The 15,715-nt window shown below is 58.4% G+C and carries 12 protein-coding genes; 9 read left to right on the top strand and 3 right to left on the bottom strand.

All coding sequences use genetic code 11. The features are described 5' to 3' along the window. The first annotated feature begins 14 nt into the window (after positions 1-14). Positions 15-1,394 (top strand): DUF2868 domain-containing protein, encoded by a 1,380-nt coding sequence (locus IFT80_RS10645; RefSeq protein ID WP_192137538.1) that lies wholly within the window; start codon positions 15-17, stop codon positions 1,392-1,394. Continuing rightward, entirely contained in the window at positions 1,387-2,745 is a 1,359-nt protein-coding gene (locus tag IFT80_RS10640) for a DUF3482 domain-containing protein (protein ID WP_192058933.1), read from the top strand. Before IFT80_RS10645 ends, IFT80_RS10640 begins: the two co-directional genes overlap by 8 nt. A gap of 287 nt (positions 2,746-3,032) precedes the next feature. Here the strand turns inward: IFT80_RS10640 and IFT80_RS10635 are convergent, their stop codons facing one another. After that, entirely contained in the window at positions 3,033-5,303 is a 2,271-nt protein-coding gene (locus IFT80_RS10635; protein WP_192137537.1) for a heavy metal translocating P-type ATPase, read from the bottom strand. Between the two features lie 85 nt (positions 5,304-5,388). On the opposite strand from IFT80_RS10635, the gene cadR reads away from it, so the two are divergent. The 7 genes from cadR to IFT80_RS10600 all read left to right on the top strand — a co-directional run bounded on the left by cadR (position 5,389) and on the right by IFT80_RS10600 (position 13,755). Continuing rightward, positions 5,389-5,838: a Cd(II)/Pb(II)-responsive transcriptional regulator gene (cadR, locus tag IFT80_RS10630; RefSeq protein ID WP_192137536.1), complete on the top strand. Its 450-nt coding sequence runs from the start codon at positions 5,389-5,391 to the stop codon at positions 5,836-5,838. A gap of 258 nt (positions 5,839-6,096) precedes the next feature. Next, positions 6,097-6,396: a helix-turn-helix domain-containing protein gene (locus tag IFT80_RS10625; RefSeq protein WP_090355550.1), complete on the top strand. Its 300-nt coding sequence runs from the start codon at positions 6,097-6,099 to the stop codon at positions 6,394-6,396. Continuing rightward, the gene (locus IFT80_RS10620) at positions 6,393-7,658 is read left to right on the top strand and encodes a type II toxin-antitoxin system HipA family toxin (RefSeq protein WP_122480541.1); all 1,266 of its coding nucleotides are present in this window, start codon (positions 6,393-6,395) and stop codon (positions 7,656-7,658) included. The genes IFT80_RS10625 and IFT80_RS10620 overlap by 4 nt, the downstream gene beginning before the upstream one ends. A gap of 96 nt (positions 7,659-7,754) precedes the next feature. Further along, entirely contained in the window at positions 7,755-8,231 is a 477-nt protein-coding gene (locus IFT80_RS10615) for a GNAT family N-acetyltransferase (protein WP_185794893.1), read from the top strand. 287 nt (positions 8,232-8,518) lie between these two features. Continuing rightward, positions 8,519-10,444: an IucA/IucC family protein gene (locus IFT80_RS10610; RefSeq protein ID WP_122480543.1), complete on the top strand. Its 1,926-nt coding sequence runs from the start codon at positions 8,519-8,521 to the stop codon at positions 10,442-10,444. Continuing rightward, entirely contained in the window at positions 10,434-11,624 is a 1,191-nt protein-coding gene (locus IFT80_RS10605) for an MFS transporter (RefSeq protein WP_192137535.1), read from the top strand. The genes IFT80_RS10610 and IFT80_RS10605 overlap by 11 nt, the downstream gene beginning before the upstream one ends. 22 nt (positions 11,625-11,646) lie before the next feature. Continuing rightward, on the top strand, positions 11,647-13,755 hold the full coding sequence (locus IFT80_RS10600) for a TonB-dependent receptor (protein ID WP_192137534.1): 2,109 nt from the start codon (positions 11,647-11,649) through the stop codon (positions 13,753-13,755). Positions 13,756-13,875: 120 nt separating this feature from the next. On the opposite strand, the gene IFT80_RS10595 is transcribed toward IFT80_RS10600, so the two are convergent. Together IFT80_RS10595 and lgt are read right to left on the bottom strand one after the other, a co-directional pair. Next, positions 13,876-14,847: a thymidylate synthase gene (locus IFT80_RS10595; protein WP_185794890.1), complete on the bottom strand. Its 972-nt coding sequence runs from the start codon at positions 14,845-14,847 to the stop codon at positions 13,876-13,878. Positions 14,848-14,900: 53 nt separating this feature from the next. Further along, positions 14,901-15,713: a prolipoprotein diacylglyceryl transferase gene (gene lgt / locus IFT80_RS10590; RefSeq protein ID WP_192058924.1), complete on the bottom strand. Its 813-nt coding sequence runs from the start codon at positions 15,711-15,713 to the stop codon at positions 14,901-14,903. Positions 15,714-15,715: the final 2 nt, after the last annotated feature.

Below are 15,715 nucleotides of genomic sequence, written 5' to 3'. Positions count from 1 at the left end.
GCCTGGAAAAACGCGTGAGCGCACCCACTGCATTGCATCGACTCTGGCTCAGTGAAGCCATCCGCCTGCGCGAAGAGCAGGCAGGCCCCCTGGAAGACCTGGAAGCCAACCGCCGCGCACGTCAGCAAGGCGGCGACCTGGCCGCGCGCATCGAGCACCGTGCTCTGCTGCTGGCCGAACGTGATGGCCAGCGCCAGGCCCTGAGCCACTGGTTGCAGGGTGCGCGACTGGCGATGCTGCTGCTGGGCGTACTGGCCGTGTTCAGCGGCGCGGGCCTGGCATTCGCGGCGCTGGGCGATGGTCTGCAGCCCGTCAACGTGTTCTGGGCGCTGGGCAGCCTGTTGGGGCTTAACCTCATTTTGCTGCTGAGCTGGCTGCTGGGGCTGGTCGCGTCCGGTGGACACGGTGCGGTGCTGGGCCGCCTGTGGTTGTGGCTCAGCGAGAAACTGGCGCGTGATGCGCAAGCCGTGCATCTGGCACCGGCGCTGGTATTGCTGCTGCAGCGGCGGCGACTCAACCGCTGGGCCTTGGGCACACTGGTGCATGGGCTGTGGCTGCTGGCCTTGCTGAGTGCGCTGGCCGTGCTGCTGTTGCTGCTGGCGACCCGGCGCTATGGTTTCGTCTGGGAGACTACCATTCTGGGCGCGGACACCTTCATAAACCTGACTCAGATGTTGGGCGCCGTGCCCGCGCTGCTGGGTTTCAGTGTGCCGGACATCGACATGATCCGCGCCAGTGGCGATCAGGCGACCAACATCGAAGGCGCACGCCAGGCTTGGGCGGGTTGGCTGGTCGGCGTGCTGCTGGTGTTCGGTATCGGCCCGCGCCTGGTGCTGGCCGCGTTCTGCCAATGGCGTTGGCGCCGAGGCCGCGCGGGTTTGACCCTGGATACCAGCCTGCCCGGCTACAGCCAGTTGCGCGAACGGCTGATGCCCAGCAGCGAACGCTTGGGCGTGCGCGATGAGGCGCCAGACGCGTTGCCGCATGTCACCACTCAAGCAGCCAGCGAATCGAGCAGCGGCGCTGTATTGGTAGCACTGGAACTCGACGGCCAGCATCCGTGGCCGCCTGCCCTGGCGCCCGACATTCAGGATGCCGGCGTGCTCGACAGCCGCGAGTCGCGCCAGCGGCTGCTGGAACAGATGACCCGCTTTCCGCCCGCGCGGCTGGTGATCGCCTGCGATCCGCGGCGCTCGCCGGATCGCGGCAGCCTTGGCCTGATTGCCGAACTGGCCAGGTGCGCCAACGTTACCCGAGTGTGGTTGTTACCCGCGCCACCCGGCCAGGCCCTCGACCCACAACGCCGTGGAGATTGGCAGGCGGGGCTGGATGCACTGGGCCTGCCGGTCGATGAATCGACCCCGTTGAGCTGGCTGGAGACAGGCCATGAGTAAGCCCCTGACCCTGGCCGTGGTCGGCCATACCAACGTCGGCAAGACTTCGCTGCTGCGTACGCTTACCCGCGACGTGGGTTTTGGCGAAGTGTCACACCGGCCCAGCACCACACGACATGTGGAAGGCGCACGTCTTTCAGTGGATGGCGATGCCTTGTTGGAGCTCTACGACACCCCTGGGTTGGAAGATGCCATTGCCTTGCTGGAATTCGTGGAGCGTCTGGATCGCCCCGGCGAGCGTCTCGACGGTCCGGCGCGGGTCGAGCGGTTTCTGCAGGGCAGCGAAGCCCGTCAACGCTTCGAGCAGGAGGCCAAGGTGCTGCGCCAGTTATTGGCTTCCGATGCGGGCCTGTACGTGATCGACGCACGCGAGCCGGTGCTGGCCAAGTACCGGGATGAGCTGGAAGTGCTGGCCAGCTGCGGGAAACCGCTACTGCCAGTGCTCAATTTCGTCAGCAGCAGCCTGCAGCGCGAGGGGGATTGGCGCGAGGCCCTGGCCCGCCTTGGTTTGCATGCCTTGGTGCGCTTCGACAGCGTGGCGCCGCCCGAAGACGGTGAACGGCGTCTTTATGAAAGCCTGGCGTTGCTGCTGGAGCATTCCCGTCCGGCCCTGCAGCGGCTGATCGACGATCAACAGGCACAACGGCTGGCGCGCCAGGGCAGCGCGCGGCGGTTGATTGCCGAACTGCTGATCGACTGCGCCGCCTGTCGTCGCAGCGTTACCAGTGACGCCGCGGCGGGCGCCATCGAAGACCTCCGCCAAGCGGTGCGCACACGCGAGCAGCGCTGCGTGGAAACGTTGCTGAAACTGTATGCCTTCCGCAGCCAGGATGCCTCGGCAGGCGACCTGCCGCTGTCGGATGGGCGCTGGGGAGACGATCTGTTCAACCCCGATACGCTCAAGCAGCTGGGGGTAAAGGTCGGCGGCGGCATTGCGGCCGGCGCAGCGGCTGGCGCGGGCGTCGACCTGCTGGTGGGCGGTTTGACCTTGGGCATGGCGGCCATCGCTGGGGCCATTGCCGGCGGCGCGCTGCAAACCGCACGGGGCTATGGCGCGCGCTTGTTGGGCAAGTTCAAGGGCGAGCGCGAACTGACCGTGGACGACAACGTGCTGCGGCTGCTGGCGTTGCGCCAACAGCAACTGGTGAAAGCCCTCGATGCCCGTGGCCATGCCGCCATGGGCACCATCGAAGTGGCGGCGCCACAGGAGCAGACCTGGCGCGAAGGCAAGCTGCCCGAAGCCCTGAACAAGGCCCGCGCCTATCCGCAATGGTCCTCGCTCAACGGCCACAAGCACCTGAGCCAACGCGAGCGCGAAGAGCAGATCGAGGCGCTGGCCCGGCAGCTCTGACAACCCCGTAGGAGCGGCCAGTGGCCGCGAAAGGAACGGCGCGGTATGTCAGATGCATCGGGGTAACCCTTTCGCGGCCGATGACCGCTCCTACGCTGATATCCGCAGTGCCACGAACCTTGTAGGAGCGGCCAGTGGCCGCGAAAAGAGCGCCGCGGTATGTCAGATGCATCGGGGGGGCCTTTCGCTGCCGATGACCGCTCCTACGGTGAGATCCGCAGTGCCACGAACCCCGTAGGAGCGGCCGGTGGCCGCGAAAAGAGCGCCGCGCAGTGACGGGTGCAACGTCACTTGCGCAGCAACCGCAGCCCGTTGAACACCACCAACAGGCTTACGCCCATGTCGGCAAACACTGCCATCCACAGCGTTGCCATACCGGCCACGGTCATCAGCAGAAACACTGCCTTGATCGCCAGGGCCAGTACGATGTTCTGCAGTAACACGGCGCGGGTCTGCCTCGACAGCCGAATGAAGGCCGGTATCTTGCGCAGATCATCGTCCATCAAGGCGACATCGGCGGTTTCGATCGCAGTGTCGGTGCCCGCTGCCGCCATGGCGAAACCGATTTCGGCCCGCGCCAGCGCCGGTGCATCGTTGATGCCGTCACCGACCATGCCAACCCGATGTCCTTGGGCGTACAGCTGCTCCACAGCCTTGAGCTTGTCGGCAGGCAACAGATCGCCAATGGCCTGGTCGATACCCACTTGGGCGGCAATCGCCTTGGCAGTGTGCGGGTTGTCTCCGGTCAGCATCACGGTCTTTATGCCCAACGCATGCAACTGTGCAATGGCCTCGCGGCTGGTCTGCTTCACCGTATCGGCCACCGCGAACAACGCCACCGGCCCCTGCGGGCCCAGCAATACCACGACCGATTTACCTTCGCGCTCCAGCTGATCGAGTTGCGCTTCCAGCGCCGGGGAGCACTGACCCAGCTCTTCCACCAAGCGATGGTTGCCCAGATGATAGGTCTGCCCTTCCACCTGGCCCTTGATGCCTCGCCCAAGCAAGGCCTCAAAGTTGTCCAAGGCCAGGGCCGCCCCACTTGCGTCAGCAGCAATCGCTCGCGACACAGGATGGTCCGAACGTCCCGCCAACGCCTGAGCAATCGCCTGTGCCCGGCCTTCGAAGGCGGAATCGAGCAGCGCGTAATCGGTCTGCACCGGCTTGCCATGGGTGAGCGTGCCGGTCTTGTCCAGCGCCAGATAGTCCAGTTTGTGACCACCTTCCAGGTACACGCCCCCCTTGACCAGGATGCCTTTGCGCGCAGCCGCAGCCAGCGCACTGACGATGGTAACCGGGGTAGAAATGACCAGCGCGCAGGGACAGGCGACCACCAGCAGTACCAGCGCACGGTAGATCCAGTCAAACCAGGCGCCGAAACCTACCAGCGGCGGTACCACAGCGATCAGCAGAGCCAGGGCAAACACCACCGGCGTATAGATCCGTGAAAAGTTATCCACAAAGCGCTGAGTGGGTGCCCGCGCGCCCTGCGCCTGCTCGACCGCATGGATGATACGCGCCAGTGTCGACTGGCTAGCCGCGGCAGTGACCTGAAACTCCAGCGAACCCGCCTGATTGATGGTGCCGGCGAACACCTTGTCGCCCACACCCTTCTCCACCGGCAGGCTTTCACCGGTAATGGGCGCCTGATCGATGCTGGATTGACCGGAAATCACTTCACCATCAAGACCGATGCGTTCCCCTGGACGCACACGCACGATGGCCTCCAGAGCGACAGTCTTGACGTCCTGTTCCAGCCATTGGCCATCGGCCTGGCGCACGGTGGCCGTGTCCGGCGTGAGGCGCATCAGACCGCCAATCGCATTGCGCGCACGATCCAGGGACTTGGCTTCGATCAGCTCGGCCACGGTGAACAGGAACATCACCATCGCCGCTTCCGGCCACTGGCCGATCAACACCGCACCGGTCACCGCGATGCTCATCAACGCGTTGATATTGAGGTTGCCGTTCTTCAGCGCGATCCAGCCCTTGCTGTAGGTGCCCAGGCCGCAACTGGCAATCGACACCAAGGCCAGCAATGCCACGACCCAAGTCGGCGCCGCCTGGGTGAAATGGACCACTTCGGCCGCGACCGCCGTCACGCCTGACAGCGCCAGCGGCCACCAGGGCTTGCGCGGCGTCGGCAGCGCACTGGCGGCAGGCTCGTCTCCATTGATGGGTTCGGCATGCATGCCCAACGATTTGATGGCGCTCTCGATCGCCTGGGTATCGGGCAGCGAATGGCGCACGCCAAGCACGCGGTTGATCAGATTGAAATCCAACTGCTGCACACCAGCCAACTTGGCCAGCTTGTTCTGGATCAATGTCTGCTCGGTCGGACAGTCCATCGCCTCGATGCGGAACTGGCTCAACCGTGCATCCTCGCTGTCCCCGGACGCGAGCTGGACGGTCGAGGGCGCCGTTGCCTTGCCTGCGCAGCAATGGCTGGCGGGTGCAGGGCTGTGCTCGTGCTCGTGCTCGTGCTCGTGCTCGTGCTCGTGCTCGTGCTCGTGCTCGTGCTTATGATCGTGGGCATGGCCGGAGGTGGGGTGGCTCATTGGTCGCAATTCCCTGAAGTGCAAGTTGCCAAGTGAACACCCTGTAGCCACTATAGGGTCAAGCACCTATTTGCAGGTCATCAGCATGAAAATCGGAGAACTGGCGAAAATCACCGACTGCCAGGTCGAAACTATCCGCTACTACGAACGCGAACACCTATTGCCCCTGCCGGCCCGCAGCGATGGCAACTACCGCCTCTACACCCAGGCCCATGTAGAGCGACTCACCTTCATACGCAATTGCCGCATCCTCGACATGACCTTGGATGAAATTCGCAACCTCCTGACCCTGCGCGACAGTCCTCAAGATCAATGCCAGAGCGTCAACGACCTGGTCGACGAGCACATTCATCACGTCAAGGCACGCATAGACGGCCTGGTCGCGCTGCAGGAACAACTCGTGGCCCTGCGCCAGAAATGCCACGGCGGCACTGCCGAAGAACACTGCGCAATCCTTCAGCGCCTGGAAATCAGCGGCGCCGTCACCGTTCCCGATGCCGAACACTCCCATGTAGGCCGCAGCCACGGGCATTGAACGACTGAACTCAGCCTGTGGGAGCGGGCTCTGCCCGCGAAAAGAGCACTGCGTTTCGTCAGGCATACCGCGGCGCGGCCTTCGCGGGCAGAGCCCGCTCCCACAAGAGATTACACAACCTCGTAGGAGCGGTCTGCGGCCGCGAAACAAACGTCGCGGCTCATCGGATACACGCTCCCATTCGAATCTTGTGTGTAGTGTGAATAGTATATGGCTCATTAAATTTGACATGAACCATATACAGCTCATACTCAACCCATGCTAACCACACTTCTGCAACAGATCCGCAACCGCCGCCAACAACTGGGCCTTCAGATCCAGGACATGCCCTTGCGCACAGGCCTCACCCGCCAGCAATACGGAAAGATCGAAAAAGACGGCAACCCGCGCCTCAATACCCTCGACCTGATTGCCGAAGGCCTGGACGCCAGCATGGTCCTGGTACCCAAGGATCAACTCAAGCTGATCGAAAAGATCCTGGCAGGCGCACCGGTGTACTTCGAGGACGATCGCCCTGTGGATAACTATCCGGAAAATCCTTGGGACGATCTGCCATGAGTATCGAGACCGTAGCGGCCTTGAAGCTGACGCTGCATTCGCAACTAGTCGGTTATGTCACCGGCCATTCGAATGGCAAGAATGTACTTACCTTGGCGCCGGATTACATTGATGATCCACACCGCCGCACGCTGACCTTATCTCACCTCAATCCGGGCATATTCAGGCGTCAACTGGCAAACAAACACCCCTACATCACCCATCACCGGCTGCACCCGGTGTTGAGCAATCTACTTCCGGAAGGCGCGCTGCGTGGCCTGGTTGCGCAAGCCATGAAAGTGCATCCAGACAGCGAATTTCCCTTATTGAGCTGGCTCGGTCAGGACTTGCCGGGTGCATTGGTCGCCACTCCCGTATCTGCCGAACACATACCCGCCTATGCGCTGGGCAACCACGGCAAGATCACTCCAGTATCCATCGACACACCCGACCATCGCTCGCATTTCTCGCTGGCCGGCGTACAGATGAAATTCTCCATGCACGACCGGGATGGTCGTTACATAACCGCAGACCCCACGGCGCCGGGAGACTGGATCATCAAGACGCCTTCCACCGTTCATCCATTCGTGCCGCTCAACGAATACACCTGCATGAAACTGGCACAACTGGCAGGCGTCGACATTCCTGAAATACGCCTGGTCGGCATGGACATGATCGACAGCCTGCCCGCAATCAACCTACCCGACGAGCAATGGGCCTATGGCATTCGTCGTTATGATCGGCTTGCTGGAGGTCAGCGCGTTCATTCAGAAGACTTCGCCCAGGTGCTTTACGCCTACGCACACGATAAATACCGCAGCGGCCGTTATGAACAGATCGCCAAATTGCTCTACACCCAGACCCGCCATGGCCAACGGGATGTCACGCAAATGGCTGTGCGTTTGCTGGTCAATGTGCTCCTGGCCAACGGCGATGCGCATCTGAAGAACTGGAGCCTGATCTATCCGGACACTTTCAGCGCAGAACTGTCCCCGGCTTACGACATCGTCGCGACCAAGGTATTTATTCCCGGCGAGAGCCAGTTTGCGTTGAACATGGCCGATACCAAAGCCTGGTATGACGTCTCGCTCGAACACTTCAAACGATGGGCCGAGACCTCTGGAATACCTTGGCGACCCGTGCTCGTTCATCTACGAGAAACACTGGACGCAGCACGAACGCTGTGGCCTGAGGCCCTAGCGGCCAGCGTCATGAAGCCAAACCAGCAAGCGATCCTGCGCCAACATTGGCAACAGCTGCATGCGGACTTTCGGATCTCTTAACTGAATCAGCGAGCAAGGTTTTGAAACAATCCTGGTTTCGCTATTGCAAAGCCTGCCTATAGGTTCGTTGCACATGTCCAACAAAAAGAACCTGTCATGAATCGCACCGCAACCCCCTTTCAAATATCAGATCTGCGCACTGAACCTGGTTTTCTTGCCATCGTGGGCGAGCGGCTGTGGCAAGCCTGGTGGAAGGAAGACGGCCAAACCTTGGAAGATGTGCTGACGCTTCTGGAAGACAGCCTGCGTTCCAAGCCCATTCCCACCACTTTGGTCGCTCATGCAGGTGAGCGGTTCATGGGCACGGTATCGCTGATCGTTTCGGACATGGATGAACGAGTGCAGTATTCGCCCTGGCTGGCGGCGCTGTGGGTGGAGGCCGAGAGCCGCAATGAGGGCGTCGGGGCGGCATTACTCACAGCCGGAATGCAGAAAGCGAAAGCTGAGGGTGTCGAGCGGGTCTATCTATGTGCTGTCGAGGAAAAGTCGGCGTACTACGGGCGGCTTGGCTGGGAGCAGATCGAGACTGACGTTGGGGGGATGAATATCTTCATGAAAATGTCGAAGGAGTAAGGTCGGAAAGTCTGTAGGGCTGGCATATGCCAGACTTCGATGTTGTTACCTGACCAGAAAGCTCGCCGCCCCGTCTTGAAAACCGTAAAGACCCTCGCGAAGACACGCAACTCTATCCATTCATCACCTAATCCGACGAAAAACCTGCGTTTGTGAAGGAAATGGCGCAAGGCATCCTAAAGCATAGGTTTCGGAAATGCCTTACGTGATAATAGGAATCATTACGTTTTATCGAGTTGCTTTACGCTATACGCTTTGATCTTCATTTCAAGGATGTGAGGGTGCCCATGACGTCGGCTCGAATCGGAACGCAACAAGCCGTTCTATCCCGCTGGATAAAAGCCTTAGATACGGAAGCTTTTAAACGTCGAGGTATAGGTCTCAGTGATCTAGTAAATGCGGCGCCCATCGCCTTGGAACATTCTTGCCAACGCTTGATCCAGGCGATGTTTCGGGAAAAACTTCTGGATTCTTCAGCGCTTAGTGCCTGTGCGGATGGAACCACATGCTTGGCTATCTCAGGGCGTGGTCGTATACGCTTTGACTCACTCAAGTCAGGGCCCATGGGGAGCTGGACGATAACAGGGAAGGTTTCGGTCGAAAACGTACAAGGCGTGGTAAAACCTGTCGAACTACCCTCCGATCTTCTGGAACTAATATACGATCATCTTACGGTGCATAACAGTAACTGCACCTTCGCAAGGATTGAGTCCGAAATCAACGATAGCTTTGCGAATGATATTTTGTGCATAGCATTCCAACGCCGTTGGGCATCACAACTTAGCAATATCGCCAAGCATGATGGCTATAGAAACACGCTGGACTGGCTCCACTCAAATCCTCAAAACTCGAATCCTACAGCCTTACTGGAGCAATGGGGTACCCTCGGACATCCTTGGCATCCAAATTACAAAACCAAGCTGGGTTTGGACATCTCTCAGATCATCGACTTTTCCCCAGAGTTCGAAGCTAGACTTCCGGTGATGCTGGCTGCGTTGCGCACTGACGTGTGTTACATAGAGTCAATGGATCCTGTTGAGAGCCATACAAAGTGGTGGCAACAACGTTTTCCAAAAGCGGCTGAAGAGTGGAAGCAAGCCCTTATAAAACTTAAACTAAAGCCCGATGATTACACGCCCATTCCGGTTCACCCCTGGCAAGCGACTACGGAACTCCCGAATTTATTTCCTGATGAAATTCGTCAGCATATGCTGGTGATTACCGATGTGACAGCGTTTACGGGCCATCCAACGATGTCATTCAGAACCGTAATACCAGATGGCAGGAGGAAAGCCCCATTAGTAAAACTTCCAGTCTCGCTAAGGCTGACCAGTGTGCAGAGAACAATCTCACCCCGCTCTGTACGGATGGGACCACGAGTAAGCAGACTATTACAAGAAATGCACGAAATTGAGCCGACCCTTATCCACTACCTGAAGATCATTCCAGAGCGCGTGGGCATCCAATATGAACCAGCACAATCGGATGACGATCGCGCGCGGCATATAGCAGCCATATTCAGAGACAATCCTGCAGATCTGGTTGATGACGGCGAACTGGCGATCCCGGTGGGCAGCCTATTTGCAATGGACGCGTCTGGCAGGCCGTTATTGGAACAGTGGATTGAGTTACGCTACAACTCCAATGAGCCTGACGCCGCTTTGAAATTCTACAAAGAATACATTTCAATGGCACTCCCTGGGCTTCTGGGATTCTATCTGATTTTCGGTGTCGCGTTTGAGGCACACCAACAGAACAGCTTCGTGATATTAGGCACCGGCCAACAGCCCAGCAAGCTCCTGATCCGCGACTTTGGTGACATCCGAATAGATCGTCAGGCATTCAATAAACATGCTTTGAATATTCAACTGCATGACCCTCACATGACACTGTTCGATGATTCTAACCATGTGAGAGACAAATTCATTCACACGACCCTGATGTGCCACATTGGGGAACTCTCTCTGCTCTGCGCACGGCAGTGGCGTATTCCCCATGCTGTGCTGTGGAATGCCCTGACTAAGGAAATAGAATCTGTGTTCTACCAATTCAGGTCAAAAGTAGACGCTCAACGCTGGGAAGCAGAGCGCCAGGCTATCCTTTTTGAGGACTGGCCTGCAAAAGCATTTCTGCGCATGCGGCTGGAAGAAAGTTCGAAAGATATTGTTGAAAGGATACCCAATCCACTGCGCACGCACAGCAATGCACGCTGACCATAAAGCGATTTTTCTCCTCGTTGCGATCCAGGCACTGTCGATGGGTGCTTTGGAAATGAGTGGCCCTTTCTGGCCTTTGCATATAAAAGCTCTTCTAGGTCCAGCATCTCAGGAACACTTGGCATTCTTCACAATGGGAGTATATGCAGGCCCCTTGGTAGCGGCAATGCTGCTGAGCCCGCTATGGGCTCGCTACGGAGACCGGGTCGGGCACAAAGCGATGATCTTGCGCGCACTTCTTGCGCTGAGCATATTCCAAGGCGCAGTGGCATTTATCTCAGACCCGACAACTTTGGTCATAACTCGTAGCATCCAAGGCGGACTTGCAGGGTTCTTGGTAGCCGCACAGGCCTATGCTTTGTGTTGTTGTCACGAGTTTAACAAAGCCAAAACATTGGCTTTACTTCAATCAGCAACTGCAATCGGTTCTTTGGTTGGTCCAGTCGTAGGCGGATGGTTGATTGACAAATATGACTTCAAACACATTTGCAGTGTAGCTGCATACGTTTGCCTAGCCTGTGCAATAGGCGGCGCGTTCTTGACCAACCATCGCCCGCAGGCTTATAGGTACCGCCAACGAGGGCCTGTGATCAGGCTCGATAGAAAGTGGCTTGCTGGGTTGTTATCAGTCATGTTTTTTTTGCAAGCGGCTAAAGTAATCTCTCAGCCTTTCTACTCACTTTATGTACTGGAGGTACTGAATGCACCTGGGTGGCTTATTGGAATTACTTATGCCGCAAGCGCAGCAACCCTTGCAGTCTCCGCGCCATTATGGGGGAAACTGTTTGATCATCATTCACATAGCCAGACGCTCAGGCTGATCGAAGGTATCGCATGGCTCTGTGCACTTACTATGGCAATAACAATATTCGCACAAGGTTGGCTAAGTTTCTTGATAACACGTTTGGTTTGGGACGTATGGCAAGGAGCTTTGCTGCCTGTCACTTACGCAATTATTGCTCAGACAATCGATTCAACCCAGCGTGGATTCGTGATGGCGCTTGGTAATAGTGCAGCCAAGGCAGGGTCGCTGTTGGGCATCGCCTTGGGCGCTTCAACGCTGGCATGGATGCCCCTCGCTCAAAGTTTTTGGATCGTGGCTGCAACCTATGTTGCAGCGGCCATAGCCATTCGGCTCATGCGCAAAAGGACTGGCGCGCCACGCAGTATCTCCTAGTTTCCAACTAAAAGGACTTTGTATGCCCTACACGATTAGACCTGTCTGGCTTTTGACGATACTGACTCTGTGCACGGACTCGCGCGCCAGTGAAATGGAAAAAGAGGCCTTCCTGAGTCTTGACGCCAGTGTGGTCTCAGCCACCAGAACACAGGCGAGCATCGCTTCGATTCCAGGCTCGATCCAAGTGATCGATGAGTACCAGATCAGACAACAGGCAGGCACCGGTCGCCGCCTTTCGGATGTGCTTGGTCAGCTTGTACCCAGCCTTTCGCCTTCTAGCGGTGGCATGAGCAATTTTGGCCAAACGCTTCGGGGAAGGAACATGTTGGTCTTGATTGACGGGGTTTCCCAGAATGCTACTAGAGACAATTTCCGACAGCTGAACAGTATTGCTCCCAACAGCATAGAGCGTATCGAAGTCATATCTGGAGCGACCAGTATCTACGGCGCAGGTGCGTCAGGTGGCATCATCAATATCATCACCAAACGCAACTCTGATGCCGATTTATTGCTGCACAGTAAAATCGGACTGACATCTCCCGATACCCTACATCGTGGAGGGCTCGCCTATGAATTCTTCCAGAGCGCAACTGGCCGGCACGGTCCGCTGGACTGGTATGGCTCTGGCAATCTCATTCAGCGCAACGATCAATACGATGCAAGCCTCGCGCGTATACCTCAAGACACGTCGCAGGGTAGCAGCATGGACACTCAAACCTATGACCTGCAGACCCGGTGGGGACTTGCTTTGGGGGAAGACCGTAATCTGACCCTGTCTCTGCAGGACTATAAGGACCGTCAGGACACTGACTACACCAAAGACCCTCGAAACAAGACCCGTCCAGTAGCTGTGAAGGGGCTGTATCTGAAGGAACAGCCTTACACGCATAATCAAGCGATCAATCTGAACTACAGAGAGGGGGACTTTTACGGCCAGACAGTGCAACTCGAAACCTATTGGCGTAAGGCCGATGCGCGTTTTTTCCCCGACCGCAAACGCGGACACGCCGGCGTTGCCAGCACCACCAGCACGCAGAATGTATACGGCCTTCGCGCGGCAGTGGAAACCGAGCTTCCCGGCATCGGCGCCAGTAGCGGAGATCTTGTGTGGGGTGCGGACTATAGCAACGAACACGCACGTCAACGTGGCGACCACTACCTGGTGGATGGGCTGACCTATCGAAAAACTGGAATTCGTTACGAATTGGGGCCTGACTTGACTACTCAGACACGCGCGCTATTTGCCCAGTCCGCATGGTATTGGGGCGACTGGACGCTTCGAGGGGGCGTTAGACACGAGCGGATCAATAGCGAGATAGCGGACAGCATTGCCTATGGCGAGATCGTTCAAACCGGCCAGCGCGCTGTACTCCCCGGGGACACGCTTGATTACAACGCCACGCTCTACAATCTGGGTATGGTGTATCAGCTCACTGATCAACAGAACGTTTTTACGAATTTCAGTCAGGGATTCTCTTTGCCTGATATTCAGCGTTTCATGCGGGACGTCACCAGCAGCTTCGATATCCAAACTCTCAACGCCCAAGCCATAAAGGTCGATAGCTACGAGCTGGGCTGGCGAGGTGATTGGAGCAACTGGCAAGGCCGCGTAAGCGCTTATCAGAACACATCGGATGTTACGCAGTTCTACGATGCCCAAGCACGCGTACTGCGGCTGATCAACCAACGTGAACGTGTGCGAGGCTTTGAAATGAGTGTTGACCACTCACTCAACGAACAATGGAGAGCGGGCGGCACCTACGCCTGGACAAAAGGCGAGACATACCAGCGAGGTAAGTGGCTGGACCTTCCCGCTACCCGGATTGCACCGCCCAAAACCACCGCGTATGTCAGCTATCAATCAAGCACCTACGACCTGCGCGCCCAAGCCATGCGACTCAGCAGCTATGGCGCCGCTGCGCGAGACCACAACGGTCGCAGAACCAAGGGCTATCTGACGATGGATCTGATAGGCGGCGTTGCACTCCCGGTCGGCCGTCTGGAAGCAGGCGTTTACAACGCGACTAACACGAAATACCAGACGCTGCTTACCCAAGCCAATGCCACCGCGCCTTATGCAAATGCGCAAGGGCGAACGCTGAGCCTGGCCTATTCGGCCGATTGGTAGGGTTGGGACCTGACTTGTCGCGAACGCCGAAATTGCTGCGGTACGTCACGCCTCCTGCAGCCAAGTCTTGCCCGCCGCCAGACCGATTCCAGGGGGGTTCTCGCCTTCAGTGGAGACCGATCACACCGCCATCGGTGCAGTCAGTGGTGCGTGGTGTTCGTACCCTTCCAAGGTAAAGTCGCTGGGTTCGATCAGCTCCAGCCACTCCGGTTGGTACACGCCAGTCTTGGCGAACTCGGGCACGCGGTCCGAGATCACCAGCTTGGGGGCCGGCAGCGGCTCGCGTTTCATCTGCTCGTTGAGCATGTCCAGATGGTTCTCGTACACATGGGCGTCGCCGATGAAGTAGGTGAACCAGCGCGGCGTGTAGCCCGTCAGGCGCCCGACCAGCGACAGCAGCGCGGCGCCTTCGGTGAGGTTGAACGGCGTACCCAGGCCCAGGTCATTGGAGCGGATGTACAACGTCAGCGAGATCTCGCGGGTTTCCGGGTTGGGGTGGAACTGGTACAGCAAGTGGCATGGCGGCAGCGCCATTTCATCGAGCTGGGCGCAGTTCCAGCCGTGGAACAGGATTCGCCGGCTGCCGGGGTCCTTGATGATGGTGTCGACGCATTGGCGAATCTGGTCGATGGCCTTGTACAGCACCACAAAGCCTTCGCCGTTTTCTTCGGCCTGGGCAATCTGCAGATATCCCTGGCTGGTGGCCAGTTCGATCGCTGCTGGGTTGCTCAGGGCGATGCGCTTGTAGGCCGGCCACTGGCGCCACTGCACGCCATAGATCTCGCCCAGGTCGTCTTCACCCTGGCGGAACGGGTTGGCCAGCCATTGAGCGTTCTCGTTGGCGTTCTGGTCCCAGACCTTGCAGCCAAGGGCGCGGAATTCGGCGGCATTGTTGACCCCGCGCAGAAAACCGACCATTTCGCCGATGGCCGACTTGAACGCCAGCCGCCGGGTAGTGATCGCTGGAAAGCCTTCCTGCAGGTCGAACCGCAGCATGGCACCCGGGAAACTGATGGTGCGCACGCCGGTGCGGTTGCTTTGCAAGGTGCCGTTCTTGATGACGTGGGCGACCAGTTCCAGATATTGCTTCATGACTTACCTGCATCGTTCAGGGCGCAACCGCAGTCACGCCCAGGCAAAAAGAATCAAACGGCCGGGCGCGGAGCTGCCGGCACGCGGTGATAGGCCCACCAGATCAACCCCAGGCCGCCCAGGATCATCGGCAGACACAGCACTTGTCCCATGGTCAGCCAGCCCCACGCCAGGTAGCCCAGCTGCGCATCGGGCACACGGACGAATTCGACGATGAAACGGAAGATTCCGTAGAACAGCGCGAACATGCCCGATACCGCCATGGTCGGCCGCGGTTTGCGCGAGAACAGCCAGAGAATGATGAACAGCGCGACGCCTTCCAGGGCAAACTGATAGAGCTGCGAGGGGTGACGGGGCAACTGCGCCGGATCGCTGAAAGGCGGAAAGATCATCGCCCATGGTACGTCGGTGGCCTTGCCCCACAGCTCGGCGTTGATGAAGTTGCCGATACGCCCGGCGCCCAGCCCGATCGGCACCAGCGGCGCGATGAAGTCCATCAGTTGGAAGAACGATTTGTCGTTCTTCCTGCCGAACCACCAGGTCGCCAGCATCACGCCCAGCAGCCCGCCATGGAACGACATGCCGCCCTTCCACACCTCGAATATCAAAGTAGGGTTGGCGATGTATTGCTCCAGGTCGTAGAACAGCACGTAGCCGAGGCGGCCGCCGACGATCACCCCCATTGCGCACCAGAACACCAGGTCCGAGAGCTTTTCCTTGGTCCAGGTCGGGTCGAAACCGTTGAGCCGGCGCGAAGCCAGCAACCAGGCGCCACCAATGCCCACCAGGTACATCAAGCCGTACCAGTGGATTTTCAGCGGTCCGATGGCCAGGGCCACCGGGTCGATCTGCGGGTAAGGCAGCATTG

The sequence above is a fragment of the Pseudomonas sp. CFBP 8771 genome, from assembly GCF_014841695.1.
Classification (GTDB): Bacteria; Pseudomonadota; Gammaproteobacteria; order Pseudomonadales; family Pseudomonadaceae; genus Aquipseudomonas; species Aquipseudomonas baltica.
The sequence above is the reverse complement of the archived record's forward strand: the minus strand, read 5'-3'. Positions and strand labels throughout refer to the sequence as shown.

Excerpts from the sequence above, each read along its gene's own strand:
- IFT80_RS10625 (WP_090355550.1), top strand. The coding sequence starts at position 6,097 with ATGCTAACCACACTTCTGCAACAGATCCGCAACCGCCGCCAACAACTG.
- IFT80_RS10620 (WP_122480541.1), top strand. The coding sequence starts at position 6,393 with ATGAGTATCGAGACCGTAGCGGCCTTGAAGCTGACGCTGCATTCGCAA.
- IFT80_RS10595 (WP_185794890.1), bottom strand. The coding sequence starts at position 14,847 with ATGAAGCAATATCTGGAACTGGTCGCCCACGTCATCAAGAACGGCACC.
- lgt (WP_192058924.1), bottom strand. The coding sequence starts at position 15,713 with ATGCTGCCTTACCCGCAGATCGACCCGGTGGCCCTGGCCATCGGACCG.
- IFT80_RS10605 (WP_192137535.1), top strand. The coding sequence starts at position 10,434 with ATGCACGCTGACCATAAAGCGATTTTTCTCCTCGTTGCGATCCAGGCA.
- IFT80_RS10600 (WP_192137534.1), top strand. The coding sequence starts at position 11,647 with ATGCCCTACACGATTAGACCTGTCTGGCTTTTGACGATACTGACTCTG.
- IFT80_RS10635 (WP_192137537.1), bottom strand. The coding sequence starts at position 5,303 with ATGAGCCACCCCACCTCCGGCCATGCCCACGATCATAAGCACGAGCAC.
- IFT80_RS10610 (WP_122480543.1), top strand. The coding sequence starts at position 8,519 with ATGACGTCGGCTCGAATCGGAACGCAACAAGCCGTTCTATCCCGCTGG.
- IFT80_RS10640 (WP_192058933.1), top strand. The coding sequence starts at position 1,387 with ATGAGTAAGCCCCTGACCCTGGCCGTGGTCGGCCATACCAACGTCGGC.
- cadR (WP_192137536.1), top strand. The coding sequence starts at position 5,389 with ATGAAAATCGGAGAACTGGCGAAAATCACCGACTGCCAGGTCGAAACT.
- IFT80_RS10615 (WP_185794893.1), top strand. The coding sequence starts at position 7,755 with ATGAATCGCACCGCAACCCCCTTTCAAATATCAGATCTGCGCACTGAA.